Below are 25350 nucleotides of genomic sequence, written 5' to 3' on the forward strand. Positions count from 1 at the left end.
CATGGAAACTGTTCAACACCTTTCTGCCCCGCCAAAAACCGCCTATCGGAACCTGGTTTTTGCGCTCTGTATGCTGGTCTACATCTTCAGCGGTACGGTTTCGACCCTGATGTCGACCTACCTGCCTGTCGTTGTTCGCGAGCTGCTGGGGCAGGCCGATAAAGCCGAACTTGACCGGGTCAGTGCCTATGTGGGAGCTACGTTTCTGTATGGCTGGATGCTGGGGGGCATGAGTTTTGGCTATTTCGGTGACCGGCTCGGGCGCGTTTGCGCGTTGGTGGGGGCGGTGGTGTTGTACGGCGGTTGTACGCTGCTGACGGCACTGGTGTCTAACTGGATGAGCGTTGTTGGGCTGCGGTTTGCGGCAGGTTTCGGAATTGGGGGCGTTCTGGTGCTAACCACCGTCATTGTGGCCGAAATCTGGCCGCAGCGGAACCGGCCCGTAGCACTGGGGATTCTGGCGGTCGCTTTTCCGGTTGGAATCATGCTCTCGGGGCTGGTGAACTATCTACTGCCCAACTGGCGACAGGCTTTCTGGATTGGCGGCCTACCGTTGGTGCTGGGTGGCCTGATCGCGGTGCTTTTGCAGGAACCCGAGCGCTGGCGAAACATTCGCCAGCAACCCGAGACCACGGCCAGTGGTTTGTTTGACCCAGAATACCGTCGGGCGTTGTGGCTGGGTTCGCTGGCGTTCGGGTCCATGCTGGTCGGGTTGTGGGCGGTTTTTTCGTGGGTGCCAACCTGGGTGCAAAGTCTGGTGGTCGGCAATGGGCAGAAGGAGCGCGGATTAGCGATGATGCTGATGGGGGGCGGGGGCGTCGTGGGGGGCATCCTGTCCGGGTTTATCGTCAAAGCCGTTGGCCACCGTCGTACCATGCTGTTTGTATTCGTGGCCTGCTTCGTAATGGTAGCCGTTGTGTTTAAAACCAATACGGAATTTTCACCCGTCGTCTACCTCGAAATTGCCGCGCTGGCTTTGCTTTTCGGAATCAGCCAGGGAACGATGTCTGCTTACTTGCCCGACTTGTTTCCGACTCACCTGCGGGGGCTGGCTACCGGTTTTTGCTTTAACATCGGGCGGTTGGTAACGGCCACAGCGGTCTTTTTTATCGGTACGCTGGTTGCGGTGCTGGGGGGATACGGCTCGGCGATTTTTGCTTTTTCCGGTACGTTTATTCTTGGTTTCATAGCGATTTGGAATAGTCCACAGGAAGTTCATTTTCATTAAAAACGATGGCTCATATACAAGTTCCGGAGGGAGTACCCGGCATTCGCAGTCTGGTGATGTATCGACCGGATACCGGCCAACACCTGTACGCCCTGGTCCAGGCGTTGTTGCGCAACGAGTCGCCGTTGAGCGAAGCCGATCGCGAATTGATGGCCGCCTTCGTTTCGTCCCTGAATGCATGCAATTTTTGCACCCGGAGCCACGCAGCAGCGGCCCGGTTTTTACTTGGGCAGAACGCCGGGCTGGTCGATCAGGTTATCGCCGATTACCAGGCGGCACCCATCAGCGACCAACTGAAAGCCTTGCTGACCATTGCCCGGCATGTTCAGGAGGATGCCCGTACGGTTTCTGATGAACTGGTGGCCGAGGCCCGGCGCCACGGTGCCACCGACCGCGCGATCCACGATACGGTTTTGATTGCGGCCACTTTCTGTCTCTTCAACCGCTACGTGGATGGCCTGGCGACCTGGGCCCCCGATCCGTCGGCTTACGAACTGATGGGGCAGCGCATGGGAACAGTTGGGTACGTGATGCCAGAAAATAGAATTCATAATTCATAATTCATAATAGGTTGGTGATATTCCCTGACTGCGCTGCGGTCAGGGATATATAATTGACAGAATAATTAAACGTACTACCCATATGCCCCATATTCAGTTACCCGAAGGATTGCCCGGTATTCGCGGACCAATGGCGTTTAGTCCTGAAACCGCCAAGCCGCTGAACGATTTGGCCAATGCCTTGCTACAGAGCGACGACGGTTTGACGCGGGCGGAGCGCGAGTTGATTGCTACCTACGTTTCTTCCCAAAACGACTGTTTTTTTTGCCAGACCATCCACGGTGCCGTGGCCAGTCACTATTGGGAAGATGCGGACGGAGAGTTTGTGCAGGCCGTCAAAACTAATTACGAATCGACGGAGATTTCGCCCAAACTGAAGGCCTTGCTGGCCATTGCCGGAAGCGTGCAGAAAGGCGGCAAAAACGTGACGATGGAGCAGGTGCAAACCGCTCGGGAGCGGGGTGCTACTGACAAAGACATTCACGATACGGTTTTGATCGCGGCCGCCTTTTGTATGTTTAACCGTTACGTTGATGGCCTGGCCACCTGGGCCCCCGAGAACCCGGACTTGTACCGGTTTCGGGCCACCAAAATCGCCGAATATGGGTATACGGCGGATGATCACTATATGCCCCAATGAGTTATGATACTTCTGTATATCATCGGAATTTTGCTATTGACGGCGGCTGAGGTTGCAAAGGTTTACTTTATCATGCCCATGCCAGGCAGCCAGGAGGCCAATACAGTTGAGTTGGCGTACTGGATTCACCAGCATATCGGGACGATTCGCGGGCTGGGCTGGCTGCTGCTGGCTTATCCAACGTATCGCCTGCTGTTTGCTTCAAAACCGGTCCGGCCAAAAATTCTGGTAGGGTTGCTGGTTGTGGTCTACGGAACGGTTTATTACCTGTTCAATTTTAAGTTTCTGGCGGAGAAAATGTTTTACCAGCCCAAAGAAACCGTGATGCTGGATCTGAAATCCAGTGTCATTCCGGCGGACAAGGTGGTGCTGGGCCTGGTGGTCAACGGCCAGGCACGGGCGTATCCGATTCAGCTCATTGGGTATCACCATCAGGTTCGGGATACCGTGGGCGGAGAGCAGGTGATGGTCACATATTGCACGGTTTGTCGTACGGGCCGTATTTTTCAACCGCTGGTAGGCAACAAGTCCGAAGACTTCCGGTTGGTGGGCATGGACCATTTTAATGCCATGTTTGAAGACAGAACTACCGGGAGCTGGTGGCGGCAGGTTAGTGGAGAAGCCATTACGGGCCCGCTGAAAGGCGCGGTTTTGCCCAGTTTGCCAACCGAGCAAATGACGCTTCGTGCCTGGGCCGACCTGCATCCCGAAACCCTGGTGCTGCAACCGGATTCGGCGTTCAAAAAACCGTATGAGAACATGGCAACCTATGAACGGGGAAAAAACAAAAGTCAGCTCACCAAGCGCGATAGCCTGGCCTGGCAGCCGAAATCCTGGGTGGTCGGGGTAGAGTGCAATAAGGTGGCCCGGGCGTACGACTGGGGGCAGTTGCAGAAACAAAAAGTTACGAATGATCAGCTGGCAGGTACGCCCCTGCTGCTTATGGTGGCTTCCGACAGCGCCAGTTTCCGGGTCTGGAACCGGCAGGTGGATGGGCAAACGCTGCAATTTGTGACAAACGGGGGGGATGCGCTGCGGGATGTCGAAACCGGGTCCGTCTGGAACCAGCAGGGGATTTGTACGGAAGGAGCGCTGAAAGGAAAACGGTTGGTGCCGGTGCCCGCGTCGCAGGAATACCTGCACTCCTGGGAAACCTTTCATCCCCGATCGTCCCGGTATTTATGACGGACCGAAAAGGTCTTGGAAAAAAGTAGAAACTGACGGGTGTTTGAACCCACCGATAAGTCTTTTTAAAATAGGTGAAATGACCGTAAAGGGCGGGGGCGATGTACCTCCGTCCTTTATTTTTTGCGATTTTAGCGTTCCTGAATAGGAATAACTTTCGAACGAACACTCGTTTGGGAAATTAGGTTATGTTTGTGACGACTTCGTTCATTTATTCATTACAATAGCCTTTTTGACCAGTTTGTCTGCCGGTAGACGACTGTTCACTTCCTAACTATTCAGGTTCTTTATGATCACCCGCACCAAAAAAGCCCGTTCAAACGCTTCGGCTTATAAAGTAGCTAACCTGCCCGCTGATGGCCAGACCCGCGTTGTTATCGAGCGGGTTACCCCCGAACTCGATGGAGGACGTTTCCCGGTCAAAGCCGTTCCCGGCGATACAATTGCCGTAGAAGCTGATATTTTCCTTGATGGGCACGATAAACTGGCGGCCCGGCTGCTGTATAAGCACGCCGACGATTCCGATTGGAGTGAAGTGCCGATGGTTTTTGTGGACAACGACCGGTGGGGAGCTTCATTCCCGGCGGACAAACAAGGTGTCTATTACTACACGATTGAAGGCTGGGCCGATCACATTGCCTCCTGGCAGCACGAGGTTCATCTGAAGGTTGCCGCCGGTCAGCGGCTTTTGAGCGAGCTGAAAGCAGGGGCGGTCTATGTTGAAGGCATGGCGCAACGGGCTGAAGGAGATGATAAGTCGACCCTGGAATGGCTTACCGGCCTGCTAACGGAAGGGGCGGAGGAATACAATGAAATTCAGTACAATCAGGCCATTGAATTTGTACACAGCGAGCAGTTTACAGAGCTGTTCAGCCGGTATCCCGAACGGAAACATCCGTCGCGCTACGGGCGTGAGTTGATTGTTGACGTGGATCGACCCAAAGCGGGTTTTAGTACATGGTACTGTCTTTTTCCGCGTTCGGCGGCACCGGAGCCGGGGCAACACGGTACGTTTCGGGATGTAGAACGGCTTTTGCCACGCATCGAAGCGATGGGTTTTGATGTGCTGTACCTGCCCCCCATTCACCCGATTGGGCACGCCTTTCGGAAGGGGAAAAATAATAATGTGGTAGCCGAACCCGGCGAACCCGGGGTTCCGTACGGGATTGGTTCGGAGCTGGGCGGACACACGGCGATTCACCCCGAGCTCGGTACACTCGATGACTTCAAACACCTCATTGCGATTGCCCGCAACCACGGCATGGAGGTAGCCATGGACCTGGCCATTCAGGTGTCGCCCGATCACCCCTGGGCCAGCGAACATCCGGAATGGTTTAAGAAGCGCCCCGATGGCACGATTCAGTACGCCGAAAATCCGCCGAAAAAGTACCAGGACATTTACCCGGTTTATTTCGAAACCGATGACTGGCGCAGCCTCTGGATCGAAATGAAAGACGTGATGCTGACCTGGGCGTCGTGGGGCGTCCGGATCATCCGGGTTGATAATCCGCACACAAAACCGTTCCAGTTCTGGGAGTGGCTGATTTCGGAAGTGAAGAAGGAATATCCGGATTTGATTTTCCTGTCGGAAGCGTTTACAAAACCGAAGGTAATGCGGCAACTGGCAAAACGCGGTTTTGCGCAATCGTACACCTACTTCACTTGGCGCAACAGCAAATACGAATTGCAGGAATACCTGACGGAGCTGACCCAGAGTGAAATGAAATATTATTACCGACCGAATTTCTGGCCGACCACGCACGACATCAACCCGGGCATTCTCCAGTCGGGTCATGAACCGCAGTTTTTGATCCGGTATCTGCTGGCGGCAACCCTGTCGTCTAATTACGGTATTTACGGGCCTTCGTTTGAATTGATGGAGCACTTGCCGTTTCCGGGCAAGGAGGAATACATCGATTCCGAAAAATACGAGATTCGGCATTGGGACTGGAGCCGGACTAACCGGCTGACGTATCTGATTGGCCTTGTTAACCGGCTTCGGCGGGAAAACCCGGCGTTGCAGCAAACCAATAACCTGACCTTCTGCCGGATCGACGATGACGCGCTGATGGCTTACCTGAAAGTGTCGGGCCAAAACCGGCTACTGATGGTTATTAATACCGACGCTTACAATCGGCGGGCGGGAATGGTACAGGTACCAACCTGGCAATTGGGCATTGGTGACGACCAGGAATATACAGTACATGATTTGCTGACCGGGGCCTATTACACGTGGAAAGGCCAGTGGAATTATGTGGAACTCGATCCGTATTTGCTGCCCATGCATTTACTGAAAATCGAAAGCTAAGCTTTTTTCTCATGGCGTGGAGCAGCCGATGAACGTGTGGGCCGTTGCCTAACTAGTAGGTGTATATTTGCCGGGTGTGATGTTACTTAGAAGTAGAGCCCAAAATCACACATTGGCAAGTAACATGATTCAACAAGCGATTCAATATCCGGAATTAATCAAATACTTAAAGGGATTTAGTAACTATTCGTGGATATATTATTGCGATGGACGCAAAATACTGGTTGCCAAATCCCTCAGCTTTTTTGAGAAAAAACTACCGGATTTTTTTCGAGTCCATAAAACGGCTTTGGTAAATCCGCATTATATTCTGGATTTTGAAGCACCGCCAAGGCATAAAATGTCGGGTGCCATTCATCTGAAAGATGGAGTTACATTACCCGTAAGCCGTCGGCGGTGGCGACAGATCATCGATCCGATCATTCTGGCGATGATGAAGTCGTCGACGGCTTTTCAAGCCGAGAAAAGTGAGGTGCCCCTGCCATCCCTGCCACCGGTTCCTGTCATAGCCGGACCCGTGGAGAAACTTATTTCCAGGAGAGCCGAGCCGAACCAACACATCTGGGTAGTTATGGCCGACGAAATGAAAAGCGGTTTATTACGCCAATTGGTTGGTGAACGGTGGTCTGCGTGGAAGGTACGGCTTTTTGAAACCGGAACCGGATTTCAGAAGGCTTTGTCTGGCCAAAAAGGGGCTGATTTGCCGGCCATGGTTATTCTGGACGGGAGTGATGCCAGGAGCCTGGTAACGCTGCAATCGATTAAGGAGAATCCCCGCTTTCGGTTTATCCCGACGCTTTTGCTAACGGCCTCAGAAAATCATGACCTGACCGAGCAGGGCTACGAATCGGGTGCCAATTCGGTCATAATTCATTCATCGGATCTGAGCCGTTTTTTGCAGGTATTGGAAAAAACGTTCAAGTATTGGCTGTCCATGGTTTCAGGACCTGGTTTTCTGGCAAAAACTAACTCTTCGCTGGCCTGAGATCGAGCGGTCAGGCCGACGGATTAATGCGTGGAATGGGAGTTGGGTAGGGTAGCGGTTTCCCACCAATAATCCTTCAATATTTGAAAATAAGTGACCCATTCCTCAAAGTCCGTCGGTTTAATGATATATGATGTCGCGCCCCGGTCGTACGATTCGGAAATATCTTCGTTGTGGGTTGAATTACTAAAGACAAGAACCGGAATCTGCGCAATCTCCGAATCCTTGCTTTTGATTGTTTTCAACACTTGCCAGCCATTTTCCCGTTCAGGCAGGTACAAATCCAACAAAATAAATTGAGGAAGCCGTAAACCAGCTAGAAGGCATTCATCCAGGTATTGAACAGCCTCGTCTCCGTTGGTTGCCATGATCGGTTCTGCATCCGTGAAGCTCTGCTGAATGGCGTTTCGCATCAGAAACAGGTGGTCTGGGTTGTCCTCAATAATCAATATTCTGGCATTCTTCAGGCGGTTTGCGTTTGCTTTAGGACGAGAAAGGCTCATGCTACACGGATTTACGATTCAAATTGACAGCACCGGAGTTACCCCAATTAGTGTCTTGAAATTAGTCATGACAAGTTACTAATGTAATTTGTGCGAGTGTGATTTGCTGGCAAATAATCGCATAAATCGCTTTAACGGGAAATTCTCTCGAATTATCGCAGCCCACCAAGCCCTGTTGGGTAAATACTACTGCTGCTTGCAAATGAGCTTGTTTCAGAAGTTCACTAACGCCTTTCCACGAATCGCCTTTTTAATTGGTATAGTATGAACCTGATTGGCTCACAATTTTTAACAATACCGCTGCTATTGAGTTAAAGACGTATATGAATTGGGGTGGTTCTGCTGTTTAGAGGAGGGCCAGCCGTGAGGGAGTCAACGCGCCGTATGGGTAGCGTGACGAGGACGAACAAAAAATAATCATAATCGCATGAAAACATTAAAAATAACCGTAGCAACGCTAGTTACGCTGGGAATCCTGTCTTTCCAGGCCCAGGCCCAGACCACTACAAAGGAAGGCAATGCCGCTAACCCGGCCCAAAGCAACACAAGCAATTCGAATGAGTCGACGACGGATGCAGCGAAGACCCGGCCCGGCGTAAGCCGGAAAGTAACCGGCTCGCGCCCACCCGTCAACAGCATGTCGGATAAATCTCAGAATAAAGCACAGATGGATCGGGAAAAACGGGCACCGTCTGATGCCGATGGAAAGGTGAGCACCAATCGTGGCAGACCCAAAGCCGATCCGAAAGCCAAGCAGAAAAAAGGCGAAGGCCGTTCATTTGGTAACACGGCACCCGAAAATTAATTGATTTCCTATAATGTAGTTATTGGATTCGGCACAATGCCCCATCCAATAACTACTTATCTTCTAAACCGTATGAAAGTCACACAGATTGTTGATGCGGTTCTGGATGGCCTTGAATCTCTGAAAGGGGAGAACCCGGAAAACAAAATTTATTGTAGTCAACACGCGCATCCGGACAACGCAACGGCCAGCGAGCGATTCGCTCGGGCCAAAGAAAAACTGTTTGCGGTTGAAAGCTGGTCGTCGATATCAAACCTGACAGCCAGGTTTTTACTGCACGATTCGAACGGAAAGCCAAAACCAGCCGGTCGACCGGCGGTGGGAGATTATATCAAAATCATCCTGCCCGGTCCGACGCCGAAGAATTGGGTTAACGTGGTTCGGGTGATTGATGAAGAACGTAAAGCTGAGTTTACGGCCCGGCCTTGTGCTGATCCGAACGGAAAATCGGAACAGACAGCGCATTTTTTTTCTGCATCGTCAACCAGTACGTTTCGTGTCGAACTGCGGGAGACGACGGTTATTGCCAGTCAAATCGGGCAAAACGAACAGATCAATAACCAGCAGCCGCAAGCGGGCGACCGCGCCGTTGTCAATACCGTGATTGCGGGTACCGGTAGGTTATTTTACCAGCGGATTCAATGGCAAACCCTGACGGACTACTTGGTGGACTAAACCGGACCTGTGAACGATTTAATCGGTTTCAACAGATTTATTTCTCGAATCAGTTTGTATTATTACGGCAAGATGCCTGACCTGGAATCAAATCTTCTCCATGTTCGACTCAACTAGCTCAACCCTGACCAGCCAGCGGTCATGGATTCATCTGGATCAGGATGCTGATGCCATTCGGTGGCTGGAGACAACCATTTTGTCTCCGTACCTGAACACCTGCCGGTGGTTTGCGGGGAAGGCGCGTCAGCAGGGGCAGTTCCGGATTCGTTTTATCCACAGCGTTCCCTTTTTGCCCAAAAATCGTTCGGGCGACGGGGCTTTTCTGGTCATTGTTGAAGCCGGATATGCAGGCGGGGAAACGGAAAATTATCTTCTACCCTTGTCATTTGTCGAAACTGATCAGCCTGATTTATCCGAAATTCCATCAAAGGGAATTGTGGCCAAGGCCGAATTCGACGGGGAAACGGGGCTGATCATCGATGCGATTTACGACGAACGGTTTCGGCAGGTGCTCTATCATAACCTGGCTAAACAGGAAAAACTAGCGCAGCAGGTCGGGCAATTGACATTTCAACGGGGACGGGGACTAGGGGCCGAAGATGAAGATGCCGTGGTTACGAGCCGGGTGCTTCCGGTTGATTCGAGCAATTCAGCACTGGTTTTTGGTGTTCCCGGCCAAGGAGAAAAGTACTTTCTGAAACTATACCGCAAACTCTTTCAGGAAACCAATCCGGAAGTAGAGCTGGTCAGTTTTCTGACGGAAGAAAGCAATTTTACTCACATTCCGGCCTATGCCGGGAGCCTCGTCTGGGAGCAGCAGGGAGTTCCGGATATGACGCTCGGAATGATGCAGCTGATGATCGAAAACCGGCACGATAGCTGGAATCAGACTGGCGACGATCTGAACGATTTCCTGTATGCGGTTCCTAACCGCTTGTTTACCATTCGGGAAGACGTCTTTGATCGGGTTGAGCTGCTGGCGCGCCGAACGGCGCAGATGCACCTGGCTTTGTACAGTCCCAATTCCAATGATCTGGCCTTTGTGCCGGAGGATTTTACCAACGACTACCGGGAGTTTATTATTCATCATCTGGAAGACCTGCTCGAACGACGTTACGCGTTGCTCATCGACAATTATACCAAACTCGATCCGCTGGCCCAGCGATTGGCGTGGGTGTTTATGGAAGCGAAAGAGATGATCGATGATTTTATCGATGATTTTCGTAACCGCCCACTCGAATCGCTTCGCATCCGGATCCACGGTGATTACCACCTCGGGCAAGTGCTGGTGACGGGCAATGATTTCACGATTATTGACTTTGAGGGAGAGCCCGAAAGCAGCATTGCCGAACGGAAAATCAAGCACTCGCCGTTGAAAGATGTGGCCGGTATGATTCGATCGTACCACTACGCCGTTTCGGCCAAGCTTTTCGGCAGTGTTGAAACCGAGCGCATCGATCCGGATCATTTGCAGCGGGTGTCGGGGCGTTGGTTCAAACTCATTCGGGATACTTACATGGATTCGTACCTGGAAACCATCGGTAGTCCACACCCCTTGTTTAAAGATAGCGGAGAGATCAACTTTCTGCTGTTGGTCTATCTGCTGGAAAAAGCCGTGTACGAGCTGGGGTACGAAATCAGTTACCGGCCTTCGTGGGTCAAAATCCCCCTAAAAGGTATTATGGACGTAATTCAGGAGATCGAAAAGATTCGCATTGCGGATCCGGCCCGGAATACCGAAGTACCCCTGTTGCAAATGGGTCTATTGCAGACGGAAAAGAGTACATAACGTAGCAGGCTAATAAAAAAAAACTATATTTCAAGCGCAAAATTGATTGAGCTTTCCTATGGCAAAACGGACGATAAAAACGAGTACCCCTACTTCTGATGCAAAACCCGAAACGCAGCCTTCTACCCAACCTGCGGTTTCGTCGGATCCGGCGACGTACAGCCGGCTGACCGAATTTGACATTTATCTTTTCCGGGCGGGAAAACACACCCGTTTGTACGAAAAGCTGGGTTCGCATGTGGTGGAAGTGAACGGGGTTGTCGGAACGTATTTTGCCGTCTGGGCTCCCTCGGCCCAGTATGTGTCGGTAATCGGAAATTTCAATGGCTGGAACAAGGGAAGCCACCCACTAAACGTTCGCTGGGACAGTTCAGGAATTTGGGAGGGTTTTGTTCCGCACATTGGCCGGGGTGAAGTCTATAAATACGCAATCACCAACGATAGCGGCCGTGAGCTGGAAAAAGGCGATCCGTTTGCACTCTGGTGGGAAACTCCGCCCAAAACGGCCTCGGTTGTCTGGGATACCTGGTACGAGTGGAAAGATGATTACTGGATGCGGAACCGTGGGAAATTCAACGCTCTGAACAAACCCATCTCGGTTTACGAAATTCACCTCAACTCCTGGCGTCGTGATCCGTCGGAGCCCGCGCGGCAATTGTCCTATGGGGAGGTAGCCGATGCGCTCGTGCCGTATATCAAGGAGATGGGCTTTACCCACGTAGAGTTCATGCCGGTGATGGAACACCCGTATGATCCCTCGTGGGGCTACCAGATTACGGGGTATTTTGCTCCCACGAGCCGCTTTGGAACCCCGCAGGATTTCATGCGAATGATTGAACGCTTGCACCAGGAAAACATTGGCGTCTTTCTGGACTGGGTTCCATCGCATTTTCCCGGCGATGCCCACGGCTTGTATGAGTTCGATGGTTCGCACCTGTACGAACATCCGGATCCGCGCAAAGGCTATCATCCAGACTGGAAAAGTTATATTTTCAATTACGGCCGAAATGAAGTTCGGGCATTTTTGCTCAGTAACGCCTTGTTTTGGCTGGATCGCTTCCACGCCGATGGCTTGCGCGTTGATGCCGTGGCTTCCATGCTCTACCTGGATTACTCGCGTAACCACGGGGAGTGGGAACCCAACGTTTTTGGCGGTCGCGAAAATCTGGAGGTTATTTCGTTTTTCAAGGAATTCAATGAAGCGGTTTATCGGGAGTATCCGGACGCCCAAACCATTGCCGAAGAATCAACGGCTTTTCCGGGCGTTACGCGTCCGACCTACACCGGTGGCCTGGGCTTCGGTATGAAGTGGATGATGGGCTGGATGAACGACACCCTGCGTTATTTCCAGCGTGATGCCTATTACCGGCGCTGGCACCAGGATGAGTTGACATTCAGTACGGTATACGCTTTTTCGGAGAATTTTATGCTGCCGTTTTCCCACGATGAGGTGGTCTACGGCAAAAAGTCGCTGATCGGTAAAATGCCCGGCGATGAATGGCAGCGGTTTGCCAATCTACGGCTGTTGTTTACGTACATGTTTACCCACTCTGGTACGAAGCTATTGTTTATGGGTGGGGAGTTCGGGCAAACTTCGGAATGGAAATTTGAAGGAAGCCTCGACTGGCACCTGCTCGATTGCGTTCCGCACCAGGGACTGAAAGAGTGTGTGAAAGCCTTGAATCAGCTGTACCGCAATGAACCGGCGTTGTATGAGCAGAGCTTCGTTGCCGAAGGATTCGAGTGGATCGATACAACAGACCGCGAAAACAGCATTCTAATCTATGCCCGAAAAGGAACTCGGTTAAAAGAGCAGATGGTGGTTGTGCTGAACATGACCCCCATGCCTCGCACCGATTACCGGGTTGGTGTTCTGGCGGCTGGAACCTGGGTCGAGTTGTTTAATAGCGATGACCGGGCTTTTTACGGCAGCGGTTTACTGAATACCGAACCCCTGGTGTCGGTTCCGGAAATGTGGCACGGACGTCCTAATTCCATTGCCCTGACTATTCCGCCCCTGGGTGCTGTGGTGCTGAAGTACCAGAATAACGCCTGATTCTTCTGCCGTTCTGGAAAGAGCCTGAGCCGCCAAGTATCGGCGGGCGGCCTTTTTCAGAACGGTTTTGCCCGCATACGGCTGGCGGTTTGGACCGGATCAAACTGCTGAAAAAACGACCACCTTGGAAATCAGTCGGCGTTTTTTGCTTCTTAATTCACGGGAATTTCAAAAAAGCATAGGGCTACTCCCTAACAAAATAATTGCCTTTCCGTTTATCCGATTAACTTTGCGATACAAAGTAAGTCACCACATGAGAAAAGTAGTAACCCTCGTATTTGTCCTCATCTCTTTTGTCGCTTTTTCACAATCCCCCACCTCCAGTCGTCTTAGTAGCGGAGTTGATGTCGGAGCTGCCTTTAAGAAGGATTATCTGGTTCCTTCGTTAAGCTACTACGAAATGCTGAACCTGGATGCCAATCAAATGTTTTCCATTGGCTGGACGATTCGGGTTGGTGCTTTCTACGGTGACAATCTGAATTATACGACGGCTCCGGCCCGGCTGACGCGTGGCAAAACCGGTTTCGCTGCGTTGGGAGCGCCCTTGCAGGTAGCTAATATTGATACCATGCGATTTGATTGGGTAACAGTTACTTCCGCTAACCTGGGTCTCCGGGCGCAGGTCCGAATCGGGCCGGTAGAAGTGGGAGCCAGCGCAGATATATTGGGTTTTGCCTTCGGTAAAACCCGCGAAGGACGGTATCGATCCTCGACAGGGCGTTTCAAGGTTCCTAATGCTGCCGGAACGGCCGACTCGCTGGTGAGTTTTCGGGGGCATCCCCAGCAATATGCCCAACCCCAGCGGATCAATGCCCGCTTATTGGGCGATAATGACCGGGGTGCGTTGGCAACCGAGGTATATATTCGACTTCGCGTAACCCGGCGGGTGGCACTTAGAGCCGGTTATCAGTGGATCACAACAGAAATGAGAGCCAGTACAAAAAATGAGGACGATAACAACCAGCGGTTTCGCAACCGGGCCGATATGGCTTACGTTGGCCTGACGTTCCCATTCTTCAAATAACCTACAATCCCTGATCTTCGGTACGTACCGAAGATCAGGGATTGTAGGGTCAGGATTCCACCGGCTTCAAGCTGAAATAGGTTTCGTAAACGGCTTGAGCCGCTTCGTTGTTGCGGGTCTGGAACCGATCCAGGTATTGGTGCAAACCGGTTTTGAACAGCTCGGACGTTTCGGTAAATTCAATTTCCGACCGAAGTTTACTTAATTTCTTCTCCGCTTCATTTTTATACCCGTTGGTAATGGGATTTCCCGAAATCTCGTACAAGGACAGTTCGGCCTGGCGGATGCAGTGGGCAACCGAGCGGGGAAAAAGCTTATCCAGAATCAAAAATTCCACAATAGTCGATGAGCTGATCATCCGGTACTGCTGCCGGTACATGTTATAAGCACTTACCGATTTTAGCACGGCGTTCCAAATCATCAAATCCAGGGTGGAACCGACGGCATTGAGATCGGGCAGGAGGGTGAAATACTTAACATCCAGAAAGCGGGAAGTCTTGTCGGCCCGTTCCAGAAAGCGACCAACGCGTCCAAAATGCCAGGCTTCGTTGCGGGTAATGGTGCAATCGATCACGCCGTAATAATGCTGACAGCCGTTTTTTACGTCGTTCAGAAACGTCTGCAACCGGTTGAGGTTCGATTCTCCCTTTGTGGTCGTGTCCCGAACCCGTAAGTACAACTCATTAAGATTCTCCCACATTTCTTTCGAAATACTCTCCCGAATGGTCCGCGCGTTTTCGCGGGCGTTGTTAAGGCAACTGACAATGGAATTCGGATTTCGTTTGTCGAACGTCATAAAATCAATGACATTCTCACGGGTTGGTTCCTGGTAATAGTTGTAAAACAGGTAGTTATCGGCAGTGGCGATCAACAGGGGTTCCCATTGTTCGTCAACGTTGGGCGGAAGGTCCAGGGCTAGGTTAAAATTTACACTCATAAAACGGGAGTAATTATCAGCCCGTTCGATGTAGCGGTTCATCCAGTAAATAGAATTAGCAACGCGACTTAGCATAAAATCAAAATTATATATGGATAGTGAGGACGTAAATATAGGATTTTATCTGAAGAAAGAGACTTTTTCAAAATTATCATGAATTAATCCATTCTTAAAGTTCTGTCTCTATTTTTGTGCTCCATTTAATAACCGCATACGATGAAAAACTTCCTATTAATCTGTATCCTTTTTATGGCAGCATTGAGTTTGTCAGTGGCCGGTCCAACCCCCAAATTGGAGAAAACGAATGAGTCAGGGCGGTTGTACGAAATGCGAATTTATTACCCGACACCCGGAAATTTTGAAAATATCGTTGATCGGTTCCGGAAATACACCTGTCGAATTTTTGAAAAACATGGTATGACTAATGTGGGGTATTGGGTTCCGACCGACGCTTCACAGGAAAAAATAATTTATATTCTTTCTTATCCGAACCGCGAAGCCCGTGATGCGTCCTGGAAAGCATTCGGCAGCGATCCGGAGTGGAAAGAAGTAGTTGCCAAAACGGAAGCCAATGGCAAAATCGTGGCGAAGGTCGATCAGATATTCTTGACGCAGGCCGAAATTTCACCGAAAATCAAAACGGCGAAGGAACCAGGACGGGTCTTTGAATTGCGGACTTACTCACCGGCTCCCGGCAAGCTGAACGACCTGATTGCCCGCTTTAAAAATCACACGATTGACTTGTTCAAGAGTCATGGTATGACCAACATCGGTTATTGGCTGACCACGCAACCCGACGAAACCAATCAGTCAAAGCTGGTGTACATTCTGGCGCACCCGAGCGAGGTCGAGGGAAAGAAACATTTTGATGAATTTCGGGCGGACCCGAAGTGGGTAAAGGCCAAAGCTGCTTCGGAGAAAAACGGACCGCTGACCAACAAGGTAGAATCGGTTTACATGAAACCGACGGATTATTCACCCATTCAATAAACGGAATAGAAAAAAGGGTCCCGGGAATGCATTCCCGGGACCCTTTTTTTACATCTCATCGTCCCGGTCCAGTCCTTCTGCCAGGTGTCGCCGGATGGCCTGATGAGGCCGCAAACCGTTGACCGGCCGCTGGTTCGTGTATTTCTTTTCGGAGGGAACGCGATCCTGGTCTGAGGAAGAACGAGCTTTGGTGGCCAAATTGGAAACCGAGAAAAAACCGTTCCGAAACTGATTGTATTCTTCTTCGCTCATCGCCTGCCGCGCAGCTAATCCTTTCTCATAGCCGTCGTTATAGGAAGCAATCCGGCTGTCGGTGCGGGCGAGTTTTCGGTCTTCGAGCAGCTGGTCAATCTCGTTTGTCAACTGCTGCTTACGCTGGCGTAATTCATCCAGCGACGGCAAAACCGCCAGTTCGTGATCCATGATATTTTTCTGCGTCAGGTGTTTGGCTACTTCCTGCTGGGCCAACTGAAGTTGTTTGTCCAGCCGTTTCCGTCGACGACGCAGCCGCCAGAGCCGGGGGTCGGCTTGTAGCCAGCGAAACCAGAACTTTTGCAGCACTGGTAGACCAATTCCGAGACAGACAGCGCCCGCCAGCGCAAACAAAACACCACTCAAAACGAACGACAGGAGTGCCCAGGGACTGTTAACCAACTGGAGGTTCAGCTCGTCGGACTGTTGCAATTGTTGTTCGATTCGCTGCAAAACCTTCTGATCCGCCACCGGATTGGGGTTGGTCGGGTCCAGGGGCGTTGCATTCAGCTGAATGTTTTTGATGCTTTTGTTGATGGCCTCCTTGAGTTTGTCAGTGCGGTAAGCATCGTAGCGGAACCAGCCCAGAATGACCAGAGTAACTATCGACAGAATGGCCAGCCCCATTTTAAACCAGCCATACCGCTTAACTGCTTCGGGCGACGAGTTGGAAATATACGGTTCTTCCACCAGCCGGTCGTAGGCCGGTTTAAGCAAAATGGACACCATCGCCAGGCCCACGGCAAACATCCAGGCTTCAACATTATTCCGAATGTTCAGGGCGTAAGCGACGATTTCGTGCGAAATGATCAGGTCACCAGCGACAAAGGCGATCCCGGCAGCCACGAAAATAAAACCGGCAAACAGGGAGTACTCCGAAGCCGTATCCTGCCGACGCTCTTTCAGTGTGTCGCGTTCCTCATCGACGGCTTTAATTGCCTCTTCCAGACGATCGTTTTCCTTGCCAGCCAGGGTCGTTTGCATGACGTGTTCCTGGAGCCGGTCATAAGCCGAACGACGCTGAGCCGATGTGTCAGCCACTTGCTGGTCAATCTGCCGGATTTCGTCACGCTTGTTTTCAACCCGTTCATTGATCCATTCGTCACTTACCTGGCTCGACAAATAACCCTCGTACGTCTGGCGGTCGGTGCCTTCGACACCACTCGTATACCCGTGCTGAAAATCCTGGCTATTCCTTGGCTGTTGTTCATTCATATTTTTGTTCGGTTTCATCTACTCATTAACTCGCCAATCAGGTTCTGGCGCTGACGTTCCGATAAACGGTTGCGCAGACTTCGGGCGAGGTTAAATTCATGGTCAAACAGCCGGATCAGCAAATCCCGCCGGGCGTTGATTCGGTGTTGTTCAGCTTCGATGCGATGCAGCGCAGGTACAAGCTCCTGTTTGCTCCGGCGGATTGTATCGATGCTGACTGTTAGTAGATTAACCTCATTTTTCCAGATTTGTGTTTTGGTTTCACGTTCTTTTTTTAACCCTTTCTCCTGATTCCAATACCGTAAATCGTTCCCCAAAGCCGTCAGCAGACCGGGCAAAAGCTTTCCGGCCGTCAGGAAGAGAAAGAAAACAAATAGAAAAAGACCAGCGGATTTGATGACCGTCTGGTGTTGTAACGCCTGGACAAAAACGAAAAAGGATGTCGCCAACGGCAGTCCCAGTTCGAGTAAAAGCGGTCGGAATCCTTCATCGATGCCGGTTGAGCGGTGGTATAACCCGAACAGGCCGGTCAGAAAAACGCCGAGTGTTACCCATTGACTGGCCCGAAAAGCCGGTCGTACGGTTTCTTCAATCAGGAAATAATTGCCAACCAGCAGTAAAACCGTGATGAACAGCCCGATACCGGTACGCATAAACTGCGGTTCGCCATCCGGGCGGGCCTCTTCAAGTTGTACGGTTTTTTGCTGCAACCGAGCGATAGAAATGGTTTTCTGTTCAATTTGCGCATCCAGCTCCCCGATTTGTTCCGCGTAAGACTGCCGCTCCCGATCCAGATAGGCCGTCAGATGCTGAAAGTACGATCGGATCAGGTTCGTTTTATCATCCGGTTTCACATCCGATAGCCCCAGCAGCACCGCTTCGTCACGCAGCAAGTCTTCGTCTTGCAGCCAGTCCGGCAGCGAAGCGTCGAAGTCCGGGAAAGCCACTGGGTGGTTCAAATGCTCTTCAAACGTCATATAAAACGTGCTAATCAGTCGTAAGACGGCTGTATGTAAACCGGTTAGAACGATATAATATTGCCTAACAAACGGCTTTTCTGAAAGGTTCGATACGGGTTCTACGAATTGACGGGCGGAGAATTCGGTACACGAACGCCAATCAGCCGGAACAAAAGTAGCGAAACCGCCAGCAAAACCGCAAAGAGGACGCTGAGCCAAACGTTGTAATAAATAATGGCTATCAGACAGATGACGGACAAAACAAGCGCTACCGCTGGAACATACGGATAGAAAGGTGCCAGAAATGGACGTTCGAGATTCGGTTCTGTTTTGCGCAGCCGAAACAGGCTAACCAGGCTGCTGATGTACATAACCACCGCGCCGAGGGCGGAAAGAATGATGATAGCATCGGTGGTTCCGGAAAGCAGAGCAATAACCCCAACCCCGCCACCGGCGATCAGGGCCCAGTGAGGAGTTTGAAACCTGCGGTTGACCCGGGCTAGAAAACCAGGGAGGTAGCCGCTGCGGGCCAGCGCAAAAACCTGCCGGGAATAGCCTATGGTGATGGAGTGAAACGACGCAATCAGCCCAAACAAGCCCAGGCTGGCAAATAGTTTGGACCACGGCGAGGTACGGCCCAGCGCCAGGGCCAGCGTTTCGGGGAGCGGGTAATCGATGTTGCTCAGAAGCCGCCAGTCGCCGGCCCCAGCCGTGAGCAGCATAGTACCAAGGGCCAGTAGCACCAGGGTTCCGATGCTTAATAAATACCCGCGTGGGATGGTTTTCTTCGGGTTTTTGACTTCTTCGGCCACCATCGCAACGCCTTCAATGGCCAAATAAAACCAGATGGCAAACGGCAAGGCAGCAAACACGCCCCCAGCGCCAAACGATTCGTTGTGGGCAACCACATTTTGGGTTTCGTAGGAAGGGGCGACCAACGCCATGTACACCAGCAACTCGACCACCGCCAGCGCCGTGACAAGCATGGAAAAATTAGCCGACTCTTTAATGCCGAAAATATTGATGCTGATGAAAACCACATACGTGGCCAGCGCCACACCCAGGACCGGGAGTTCGGGATTTAGAAAGTGAGCATAAGCGCCCAGAGCGGCTGCGATGGCGGGAGGAGCCATCAGAAAGTCGACCAGCGTGGCAAAACCGGCGATGAAAGCAGCAGTCGGTCCGAAAGCCCGTTTGGCATAAGAAAAAGGGCCACCCGCGTCGGGGATTGACGTGGTGAGTTCGGTGTAGCTAAAAATGAAGGCCAGATACATAATGGTGACCAGCAAGGTAGCAACCAGAAAACCGATGGTTCCGCCAACGGCCCAACCATAATTCCAGCCGAAATACTCGCCTGAAATGACCATTCCAACGCCAATGGCCCATAATTGCGCCGTGGTGATTACTCTGCGTAAACCCGGTTGGCCCGCCGATTCGCCAGCCCGAATCGGTGCGGAGCCTGTGGAAGATTCGACCATCTGTTAGGTAAAAAAGAAATGGGAAAAGTACCAATTGATGCCCCGAAACGGCCAAAATACGGGATTGTATTCTAAATAAAAGTCATTTTCGGGTTTAATCCAAAAATACTTGCTTTAAAACACCCCACAACTTACGCTTGAGTTTTTGATCCGCTTCGATGGCGGATAAGGGATCCGTCAGCAGGAACGTGATTCCAAAAATCCGGATGGGTTGGTAACGGTCCATCTGAATGTTCAGGTGGATGGTTTTGAACGGAACGCCGAAAGAGATAAAATGATGCAGGGTTTTGTTTTCCAGAACCGCGTGAAAATCGACCAGGCCCGAACCGGCCAGATTCAACATATCAATATCGTTCAGGTCCAGATTGATTGCCTTCAGAATATTTTCCAGGAAAATCAGCTCGCCGGGTGTTAACTCTTCATCGAACAGGAGCAACACTTTCGGTTTTTCGGGTTCTGGTAGTGGAGACGGTTTTTCGATTGCAGGAGCAACAGCAACAATGGGCCCGCTGATAGCAACCGGCGGGGGAATGGCTTCGGGGGGTGAAACCGGTTGTAGGGGTTCGGCGATAGGCGGTTCCGGCTCAATTTCGGCAACGACTTGTTCCACTACGGGCTCCGGCTGAGCGATTGGCGCAACGGGTTTAGGCACAAGCGGTTCTGGATCTACGGCTTGGTAGAGCGTGTCTTGTCCAAAAAGATAGTGGTAAGCGTTCTTTTTCATCATCCGTACCTTACAGTTTATACCAGCTTACCGGCGGTAACGGTCGGCGCCGACCGTCGAACGCTTTTTGTTCGGGGCCGTAATATTTCACCAGGTAATCCAGGATGACCGGTTCGCTCTCGCCCAGATCCCAGAGTTTTTGCGTGCGCTGCATCCAGCGAATTTTTTCTTTCCAGCCGTCGCGTGTAAAGCGGTTTTGCAAAATGAGCTTGCTGGAGTGGCAGGCGGTGCATTGCGCAACCACCAGCGTCAGGTGCTCGTCGGCAACCAAACCCGTTGAGGGGTCACGCTTTAAGGAGTCGGCGGCACTTTCTGAATGGGGCTCCGACAGAACGGGCGCAGGAACCGTCAAAGACGACAAGGCCAGCCATCCCGCCAGCAACACGGCAAATCCGGTGATTGCTTTTTGCTTTTTCATAATCTACTCAGCTTTTCAGGCTTCCCAGCAGGAGCAGAGCCCACCCCGCCAGCATCAGCAGTCCGCCGATAGGGGCCACCGCTCCGAATTTAGTGATTCCGGTAAAACAAATGGTGTAGAGTGAACCACTAAAAATAATAACGCCGAACAGGTATGCATAGCCTGCCCAGCCATAAAATTTTGCCGAAACGCTCGAAGTTGCCGGTAGTTGCAGCAGGATACCGATCGCAACCAGCGCCAGGGCGTGGTAAAACTGGTATTTTACGGCCGTTTCAAAGGTGTCCGTTCGCTTGCCCAGTTCGAGCGTAGCCCGGAGCGCATGAGCGCCAAAAGCGCCGAGCGCTACGCCCAGAAATCCCAAAATAGCCCCGGATTGAATAAAAAATTTAGCCATGATAACGGTTTTTCAGTTTCGCGTTCCAAATATCGCACTTCCGACCCGGACCATCGTGCTTCCTTCTTCAATTGCCAGCAAATAATCACTGCTCATGCCCATCGAAAGCTCCTGAAACTGCACATTGGATCGTTGGATACGGCTCAGTCGGTCATACAATTGTTTCAGGGAACGAAACTCCTGGCGAATCTGCGTTTCGTCGTCGGTATTGGTGGCCATTCCCATCAGGCCCACAATCCGGATGTTCGAAAGTGGTTCCAGTTCCGGGCTATTCAGCAGGGTTTCGGCCTCGGTTTCGTCAAAACCAAATTTGGTTTCTTCCTGGGCAATATGAATTTGGAGCAGGCAAGCGATAACACGGTGATGACGGGCGGCCTGTTTGTTGATTTCCTGGAGTACTTTCAGGCTATCCACCGAGTGAATCAGGCTGACAAACGGCGCAATGTATTTGACTTTGTTGGTTTGCAAATGACCAATCAGGTGCCACTCAAGGTCGGCGGGCAACTGGGGCTGTTTATCGACCATCTCCTGAACCTTGTTTTCCCCAAACCGTCGGCAGCCAGCGTCGTAGGCTTCCTGCAACAACGCAACAGGTTTGGTTTTGGTAACGGCAATGAGCTTGGTAGCATCCGGTAATTGGCTTTCGATACGCTGAATAGTAGTGGAAATTGTCATTTCTACGCAGTTTGACGACAAAGATAAGGGATCCGGCCTAAATACCGGAAAGGAAACAGGAGGCCTTCCAACGAGGGAAAATAATACCCGTTGCTATTGAAATAAGACGATAAACCGTTACTTTACGTTTTATAATACTTACCCAATTCTAGTAACACTATCCATGGAGTCGTATAACCAGGACCGTCGTAACAACCGTAAAAATTACTTATTAGTGGCCTTAGGGATTCTGGCGGCCCTGAATTTACTACTGCTTTATTTTTATTACCAGGAAAGGCAAACCAATAAAAACCAGCAAACTACGCTGGCGGATAGAACGCAGGAAATGTTGATCACCAAAGCGCGGCTCGATTCGATTTCGACGCAGTTGGATGCTAAGATTTCCGAAATTCAATCACTGGGCGGCCAGGTCGATTCGTTATTGAAAGTAAAAGAACAGCTGGAGGCCGATAAGCGAAACCTGCGGAATGTGGCGGCTTTTGATGCCAAAAAATACGAATCTAAAATCAAAAATTACCTGGCTTTGCTGGGTGAAAAAGATAAAGAGATCGGCCAGCTGAAAGAAGAAAACAGTATCCTGACCTCCCAGAACCAGACGTTGACCGAGGAAAATACCAACCTGAAAAATGAACGTCAGGCCCTGGCCGATACCGTCAGCAACTATTCGCAGATAAATCGGGAGTTGAGTGAGAAAGTAACGCTAGGAGCAGCATTGAAGGCCGAGAACCTGGTGGTAAACGCCATAAACCGTCGTGGCAAAGAAAGCGATGGGGGCGAATACCGTTCCCGGCGTATTGAGAAGATAAAAATCTCATTTCGGCTCGCAGCGAACCCATTGACGCAGCAAAACGAAAAAGAAATTTATCTCCGGATTCTGGACCCGAGCGGTTCGGTTATTGCCGACAATGCCACCGGTTCCGGGCAGTTTATCGTTAGTGGGCAGGAGATGGTGTATACGTCAAAGCAAACCGTGCTGTACGAAAACACCGGGCAGCCGGTGACGTTCGTTTACGGCCGGGGCAATATTCCGTTTAAAGAAGGAACGCATCAGATTGAACTCTTCTCGGAAGGTTTCAAGATTGGCCAGGGCGACTTTACGGTCAAATAAATACGGAGCTGGTAGGTGCCGGAAAAAGGGATAGAAGGGAACCACAAAAAACCGTTTATCCCTTTTTTCTTTCTGCCTTTCTTGTTACCTTTGCGTCCTCATTTTGAAATAATTATTCATTTAACACAATTGTCATGCAGTTCACGAAGAACTATGAGACGGTGTTCATTCTAACTCCCGTTTTATCTGAAGCTCAGATAAAGGACACTGTCGACAAGTTCCGCAAAGTTTTGACCGATAACGGCGCGGAAATTGTTAACGAAGAGAACATGGGTTTGCGCAAATTGGCGTACCCGATCCAGCACAAAAACACGGGTTATTATTTCCTGTTTGAATTTACGGCAGAAACGAAAGTTCCTGAAGCCCTGGATATTGAATATCGCCGGGACGAGCGCATCATTCGCTACCTGACTACAGTTCTTGATAAGCACGCTGTGGCTTACAACGAGCGTCGTCGGAAAGGACAACTGGGTAAAAACAAACAAACCGAAAAAGCAGGAGAGGAGGCTAAATAATTATGAGTCTGCAGAACGAACCCGTTAGCAAAAACGAAAACCGCAAAAAATACTGCCGTTTCAAAAAGTCCGGTATCAAGTATATCGACTACAAAGATCCCAACTTCCTGTTGAAGTTGTTGAACGAACAAGGTAAAATCCTTCCCCGGCGGATCACTGGTACGAGCCTGAAATACCAACGTAAAGTGGGTCAGGCCGTTAAGCGTGCCCGTCACTTAGCCTTGTTACCTTACGTAGGCGATTCACTGAAATAAGTTTAGGATTTACGGTTTACGGTTTACAGTTTACGGTTGCTCCGCCTGATGGAAAAACCGAAAACCGTATGCCAGAAACCGTATACTGAAAACTGACAACTCATTTACAATCATGCAAATCATACTCAAAACTGATATTGCCGGACTGGGTTTTAAGAACGATACGGTTGACGTAAAACCCGGCTACGGCCGCAACTACCTGATTCCGCAAGGGTATGCTGTCATGGCAACGGAATCAAACAAGAAAGTAGTAGCCGAAAACATTCGGCAGGCTGCTCACAAAGCCGAAAAAATCAAGAATGACGCGCTGGCTACAGCGGCTGAATTGGAACAGCTGACGCTGACGATTCCGGCCAAAGCCGGTGAAAGCGGCAAAATTTTCGGTCGTGTAACCAACACGCAAGTAGCCGATGCACTGAAAGAAAAAGGCTTTGATATCGATCGGAAAAAAATCACGATTGATGACGTGAAAGTTCTGGGTGCCTACAGCGCCAATGTTAACTTGCACAAGGATGTGAAACAAACGGTTAAGTTTGAAGTAGTAGCCGAGTAAGTTTCTGGTAACCAGTACGTTGCTATAAAAAATAAAGTAAGGCGGTTCGGAGTTTTTCGAACCGCTTTTTTGTTATTATGGTATGGACTTTCGTACTGAACTGACGCCGGAAAAACTCCCTGTTTTGATCCGGCCCGACGCCCGAATCGTAACCCTGGGTTCGTGCTTTGCCGAAGTGCTGGGACGCCAGTTGGCCGATAATAAGATTGAGGTATTGAGCAATCCGTTTGGCACCTTGTTTAATCCGGTTTCGATCGATAAGCTGCTGCGGGTGGCTTTGCTGGATGCGGAGCCAGATCCCGATTTGTACGTCGAACGCGATGGCTTGTGGTTCCATTACGATTTTCATTCCACCTTCTGGGGGGCGAGTCGTGAGGAGCTTCGTCGGCGGCTGGTCGAGTGCCTGAAGCAAACGGGGCAGGCGCTGAAAGAAGCCAACTGGCTGGTGCTGACGCTGGGTACGGCGGTAGTTTACCGGCACCGTGAAGCGGGTAAGGTGGTGGCCAATTGCCATAAAATGCCGGGTTTTTTGTTTGAAAAGTATCTTTACGCGTATGAACACGTTCAAAGTACCTTGAACGGTTTGGTCAAAACCTTGAAATGGGCTAATCCTAACCTGCAACTTTTGCTCACGGTCAGCCCGGTGCGTCATACAAAAGATTCGTTGCCACTCAACCAGGTGAGCAAATCGACCCTGCGAACAATCAGCCACGAGTTAACGGTCTGGCATGAACAGGTCCATTATTTTCCGGCTTACGAGATTATGATGGATGACTTGCGTGATTATCGTTTTTACGAAGCCGATCTGATTCACCCCAATGCTGTGGCTGAAACCTATATTTTTGAAAAATTTGCCGAAAGCGCATTTGATGCCGACCTTTGCGGACTTATCACCGAATGGAAAAGCATTCAAAAGGCGCTGGCGCACCGGCCATTTCACGAAGGAACAGAATCGCACCGACGGTTTCTGGAGAATTTATTGAAGCAATTGGAAACGTTCTCCCGAAGAGCTGATGTTACCCTGGAGAAACAGGAGGTAGAACGGCGGTTGCGGGCTTTCCAGACAATTGACCCGGGGGCGAACCAGGCCGCCTGATTCGCTGTTATCCATCAGACTTGT

General features: G+C 50.8%; 26 protein-coding genes. 17 read left to right on the plus strand and 9 right to left on the minus strand.

The window, feature by feature from the left end:
- The first annotated feature begins 1 nt into the window (after position 1).
- From ACYVH9_RS22680 to ACYVH9_RS22705, 6 genes are all read left to right on the plus strand, one after another.
- Positions 2–1228 (plus strand): MFS transporter, encoded by a 1227-nt coding sequence (locus ACYVH9_RS22680; RefSeq protein ID WP_460638698.1) that lies wholly within the window; start codon positions 2–4, stop codon positions 1226–1228.
- 5 nt (positions 1229–1233) lie between these two features.
- Positions 1234–1788, plus strand: coding sequence for a carboxymuconolactone decarboxylase family protein (locus tag ACYVH9_RS22685; RefSeq protein WP_460638699.1), 555 nt, complete (start codon positions 1234–1236; stop codon positions 1786–1788).
- A gap of 82 nt (positions 1789–1870) precedes the next feature.
- Positions 1871–2428: a carboxymuconolactone decarboxylase family protein gene (locus ACYVH9_RS22690; RefSeq protein WP_460638700.1), complete on the plus strand. Its 558-nt coding sequence runs from the start codon at positions 1871–1873 to the stop codon at positions 2426–2428.
- A 3-nt stretch (positions 2429–2431) separates the two neighbouring features.
- Entirely contained in the window at positions 2432–3613 is a 1182-nt protein-coding gene (locus ACYVH9_RS22695) for a DUF3179 domain-containing (seleno)protein (RefSeq protein ID WP_460638701.1), read from the plus strand.
- 289 nt (positions 3614–3902) lie between these two features.
- Positions 3903–5921 (plus strand): alpha-1,4-glucan--maltose-1-phosphate maltosyltransferase, encoded by a 2019-nt coding sequence (locus tag ACYVH9_RS22700; RefSeq protein ID WP_460638702.1) that lies wholly within the window; start codon positions 3903–3905, stop codon positions 5919–5921.
- Positions 5922–6045: 124 nt separating this feature from the next.
- Positions 6046–6906: a response regulator transcription factor gene (locus tag ACYVH9_RS22705; protein ID WP_460638703.1), complete on the plus strand. Its 861-nt coding sequence runs from the start codon at positions 6046–6048 to the stop codon at positions 6904–6906.
- 23 nt (positions 6907–6929) lie between these two features.
- On the opposite strand, the gene ACYVH9_RS22710 is transcribed toward ACYVH9_RS22705, so the two are convergent.
- Positions 6930–7409: a response regulator gene (locus ACYVH9_RS22710; RefSeq protein ID WP_460638704.1), complete on the minus strand. Its 480-nt coding sequence runs from the start codon at positions 7407–7409 to the stop codon at positions 6930–6932.
- 427 nt (positions 7410–7836) lie between these two features.
- Here ACYVH9_RS22710 and ACYVH9_RS22715 point away from each other — a divergent pair, with 427 nt between their 5' ends.
- The 5 genes from ACYVH9_RS22715 (at position 7837) to ACYVH9_RS22735 (ending at position 13758) form a co-directional block, all read left to right on the plus strand.
- A complete protein-coding gene (locus ACYVH9_RS22715) occupies positions 7837–8214 on the plus strand; it encodes a hypothetical protein (RefSeq protein WP_460638705.1) in 378 nt (125 codons plus the stop codon).
- Between the two features lie 72 nt (positions 8215–8286).
- Complete coding sequence (locus ACYVH9_RS22720; protein WP_460638706.1) at positions 8287–8889, plus strand: hypothetical protein; 603 nt, start codon at positions 8287–8289, stop codon at positions 8887–8889.
- Between the two features lie 100 nt (positions 8890–8989).
- Positions 8990–10678 carry a maltokinase N-terminal cap-like domain-containing protein gene (locus ACYVH9_RS22725; protein ID WP_460638707.1) on the plus strand — a complete coding sequence of 563 codons (1689 nt, stop codon included), beginning with the start codon at positions 8990–8992 and terminating at the stop codon, positions 10676–10678.
- Between the two features lie 58 nt (positions 10679–10736).
- The gene (gene glgB / locus ACYVH9_RS22730; RefSeq protein ID WP_460638708.1) at positions 10737–12734 is read left to right on the plus strand and encodes a 1,4-alpha-glucan branching protein GlgB; all 1998 of its coding nucleotides are present in this window, start codon (positions 10737–10739) and stop codon (positions 12732–12734) included.
- A gap of 253 nt (positions 12735–12987) precedes the next feature.
- Entirely contained in the window at positions 12988–13758 is a 771-nt protein-coding gene (locus ACYVH9_RS22735; protein WP_460638709.1) for a hypothetical protein, read from the plus strand.
- Positions 13759–13807: 49 nt separating this feature from the next.
- Here ACYVH9_RS22735 and ACYVH9_RS22740 read toward each other — a convergent pair whose 3' ends face one another.
- Positions 13808–14770 (minus strand): alpha-E domain-containing protein, encoded by a 963-nt coding sequence (locus ACYVH9_RS22740; RefSeq protein WP_460638710.1) that lies wholly within the window; start codon positions 14768–14770, stop codon positions 13808–13810.
- A 141-nt stretch (positions 14771–14911) separates the two neighbouring features.
- Here ACYVH9_RS22740 and ACYVH9_RS22745 point away from each other — a divergent pair, with 141 nt between their 5' ends.
- Complete coding sequence (locus tag ACYVH9_RS22745) at positions 14912–15685, plus strand: NIPSNAP family protein (RefSeq protein ID WP_460638711.1); 774 nt, start codon at positions 14912–14914, stop codon at positions 15683–15685.
- 48 nt (positions 15686–15733) lie between these two features.
- Here the strand turns inward: ACYVH9_RS22745 and ACYVH9_RS22750 are convergent, their stop codons facing one another.
- From ACYVH9_RS22750 to ACYVH9_RS22780, 7 genes are all read right to left on the minus strand, one after another.
- Positions 15734–17152 (minus strand): hypothetical protein, encoded by a 1419-nt coding sequence (locus tag ACYVH9_RS22750; protein WP_460638712.1) that lies wholly within the window; start codon positions 17150–17152, stop codon positions 15734–15736.
- A gap of 14 nt (positions 17153–17166) precedes the next feature.
- Entirely contained in the window at positions 17167–18129 is a 963-nt protein-coding gene (locus ACYVH9_RS22755) for a hypothetical protein (protein ID WP_460638713.1), read from the minus strand.
- A 101-nt stretch (positions 18130–18230) separates the two neighbouring features.
- Complete coding sequence (gene eat / locus ACYVH9_RS22760) at positions 18231–19589, minus strand: ethanolamine permease (RefSeq protein ID WP_460638714.1); 1359 nt, start codon at positions 19587–19589, stop codon at positions 18231–18233.
- 94 nt (positions 19590–19683) lie between these two features.
- Entirely contained in the window at positions 19684–20313 is a 630-nt protein-coding gene (locus tag ACYVH9_RS22765) for a hypothetical protein (RefSeq protein WP_460638715.1), read from the minus strand.
- 10 nt (positions 20314–20323) lie between these two features.
- A complete protein-coding gene (locus ACYVH9_RS22770; RefSeq protein WP_460638716.1) occupies positions 20324–20731 on the minus strand; it encodes a hypothetical protein in 408 nt (135 codons plus the stop codon).
- Between the two features lie 7 nt (positions 20732–20738).
- A complete protein-coding gene (locus ACYVH9_RS22775) occupies positions 20739–21125 on the minus strand; it encodes a DUF423 domain-containing protein (protein WP_460638717.1) in 387 nt (128 codons plus the stop codon).
- A 12-nt stretch (positions 21126–21137) separates the two neighbouring features.
- Positions 21138–21800 carry a YggS family pyridoxal phosphate-dependent enzyme gene (locus tag ACYVH9_RS22780; protein ID WP_460638718.1) on the minus strand — a complete coding sequence of 221 codons (663 nt, stop codon included), beginning with the start codon at positions 21798–21800 and terminating at the stop codon, positions 21138–21140.
- Between the two features lie 163 nt (positions 21801–21963).
- On the opposite strand from ACYVH9_RS22780, the gene ACYVH9_RS22785 reads away from it, so the two are divergent.
- The 5 genes from ACYVH9_RS22785 (at position 21964) to ACYVH9_RS22805 (ending at position 25326) form a co-directional block, all read left to right on the plus strand.
- Entirely contained in the window at positions 21964–22908 is a 945-nt protein-coding gene (locus ACYVH9_RS22785; RefSeq protein WP_460638719.1) for a hypothetical protein, read from the plus strand.
- A 134-nt stretch (positions 22909–23042) separates the two neighbouring features.
- Positions 23043–23423, plus strand: a complete 381-nt coding sequence (gene rpsF / locus ACYVH9_RS22790) for a 30S ribosomal protein S6 (RefSeq protein ID WP_460638720.1) — start codon at positions 23043–23045, stop codon at positions 23421–23423.
- A gap of 2 nt (positions 23424–23425) precedes the next feature.
- Positions 23426–23677, plus strand: a complete 252-nt coding sequence (gene rpsR / locus ACYVH9_RS22795; protein ID WP_038117645.1) for a 30S ribosomal protein S18 — start codon at positions 23426–23428, stop codon at positions 23675–23677.
- Positions 23678–23789: 112 nt separating this feature from the next.
- Positions 23790–24230: a 50S ribosomal protein L9 gene (rplI, locus tag ACYVH9_RS22800; protein WP_460638721.1), complete on the plus strand. Its 441-nt coding sequence runs from the start codon at positions 23790–23792 to the stop codon at positions 24228–24230.
- An 82-nt stretch (positions 24231–24312) separates the two neighbouring features.
- A complete protein-coding gene (locus ACYVH9_RS22805) occupies positions 24313–25326 on the plus strand; it encodes a GSCFA domain-containing protein (RefSeq protein WP_460638722.1) in 1014 nt (337 codons plus the stop codon).
- The last annotated feature ends 24 nt before the right edge of the window (positions 25327–25350 follow it).

The organism is Larkinella harenae (assembly GCF_054780515.1).

Coding starts and splice junctions, on each gene's coding strand:
- ACYVH9_RS22680 (WP_460638698.1), top strand. CDS start 2: ATGGAAACTGTTCAACACCTTTCTGCCCCGCCAAAAACCGCCTATCGG.
- ACYVH9_RS22685 (WP_460638699.1), top strand. CDS start 1,234: ATGGCTCATATACAAGTTCCGGAGGGAGTACCCGGCATTCGCAGTCTG.
- ACYVH9_RS22690 (WP_460638700.1), top strand. CDS start 1,871: ATGCCCCATATTCAGTTACCCGAAGGATTGCCCGGTATTCGCGGACCA.
- ACYVH9_RS22695 (WP_460638701.1), top strand. CDS start 2,432: ATGATACTTCTGTATATCATCGGAATTTTGCTATTGACGGCGGCTGAG.
- ACYVH9_RS22700 (WP_460638702.1), top strand. CDS start 3,903: ATGATCACCCGCACCAAAAAAGCCCGTTCAAACGCTTCGGCTTATAAA.
- ACYVH9_RS22705 (WP_460638703.1), top strand. CDS start 6,046: ATGATTCAACAAGCGATTCAATATCCGGAATTAATCAAATACTTAAAG.
- ACYVH9_RS22710 (WP_460638704.1), bottom strand. CDS start 7,409: ATGAGCCTTTCTCGTCCTAAAGCAAACGCAAACCGCCTGAAGAATGCC.
- ACYVH9_RS22715 (WP_460638705.1), top strand. CDS start 7,837: ATGAAAACATTAAAAATAACCGTAGCAACGCTAGTTACGCTGGGAATC.
- ACYVH9_RS22720 (WP_460638706.1), top strand. CDS start 8,287: ATGAAAGTCACACAGATTGTTGATGCGGTTCTGGATGGCCTTGAATCT.
- ACYVH9_RS22725 (WP_460638707.1), top strand. CDS start 8,990: ATGTTCGACTCAACTAGCTCAACCCTGACCAGCCAGCGGTCATGGATT.
- glgB (WP_460638708.1), top strand. CDS start 10,737: ATGGCAAAACGGACGATAAAAACGAGTACCCCTACTTCTGATGCAAAA.
- ACYVH9_RS22735 (WP_460638709.1), top strand. CDS start 12,988: ATGAGAAAAGTAGTAACCCTCGTATTTGTCCTCATCTCTTTTGTCGCT.
- ACYVH9_RS22740 (WP_460638710.1), bottom strand. CDS start 14,770: ATGCTAAGTCGCGTTGCTAATTCTATTTACTGGATGAACCGCTACATC.
- ACYVH9_RS22745 (WP_460638711.1), top strand. CDS start 14,912: ATGAAAAACTTCCTATTAATCTGTATCCTTTTTATGGCAGCATTGAGT.
- ACYVH9_RS22750 (WP_460638712.1), bottom strand. CDS start 17,152: ATGAATGAACAACAGCCAAGGAATAGCCAGGATTTTCAGCACGGGTAT.
- ACYVH9_RS22755 (WP_460638713.1), bottom strand. CDS start 18,129: ATGACGTTTGAAGAGCATTTGAACCACCCAGTGGCTTTCCCGGACTTC.
- eat (WP_460638714.1), bottom strand. CDS start 19,589: ATGGTCGAATCTTCCACAGGCTCCGCACCGATTCGGGCTGGCGAATCG.
- ACYVH9_RS22765 (WP_460638715.1), bottom strand. CDS start 20,313: ATGAAAAAGAACGCTTACCACTATCTTTTTGGACAAGACACGCTCTAC.
- ACYVH9_RS22770 (WP_460638716.1), bottom strand. CDS start 20,731: ATGAAAAAGCAAAAAGCAATCACCGGATTTGCCGTGTTGCTGGCGGGA.
- ACYVH9_RS22775 (WP_460638717.1), bottom strand. CDS start 21,125: ATGGCTAAATTTTTTATTCAATCCGGGGCTATTTTGGGATTTCTGGGC.
- ACYVH9_RS22780 (WP_460638718.1), bottom strand. CDS start 21,800: ATGACAATTTCCACTACTATTCAGCGTATCGAAAGCCAATTACCGGAT.
- ACYVH9_RS22785 (WP_460638719.1), top strand. CDS start 21,964: ATGGAGTCGTATAACCAGGACCGTCGTAACAACCGTAAAAATTACTTA.
- rpsF (WP_460638720.1), top strand. CDS start 23,043: ATGCAGTTCACGAAGAACTATGAGACGGTGTTCATTCTAACTCCCGTT.
- rpsR (WP_038117645.1), top strand. CDS start 23,426: ATGAGTCTGCAGAACGAACCCGTTAGCAAAAACGAAAACCGCAAAAAA.
- rplI (WP_460638721.1), top strand. CDS start 23,790: ATGCAAATCATACTCAAAACTGATATTGCCGGACTGGGTTTTAAGAAC.
- ACYVH9_RS22805 (WP_460638722.1), top strand. CDS start 24,313: ATGGACTTTCGTACTGAACTGACGCCGGAAAAACTCCCTGTTTTGATC.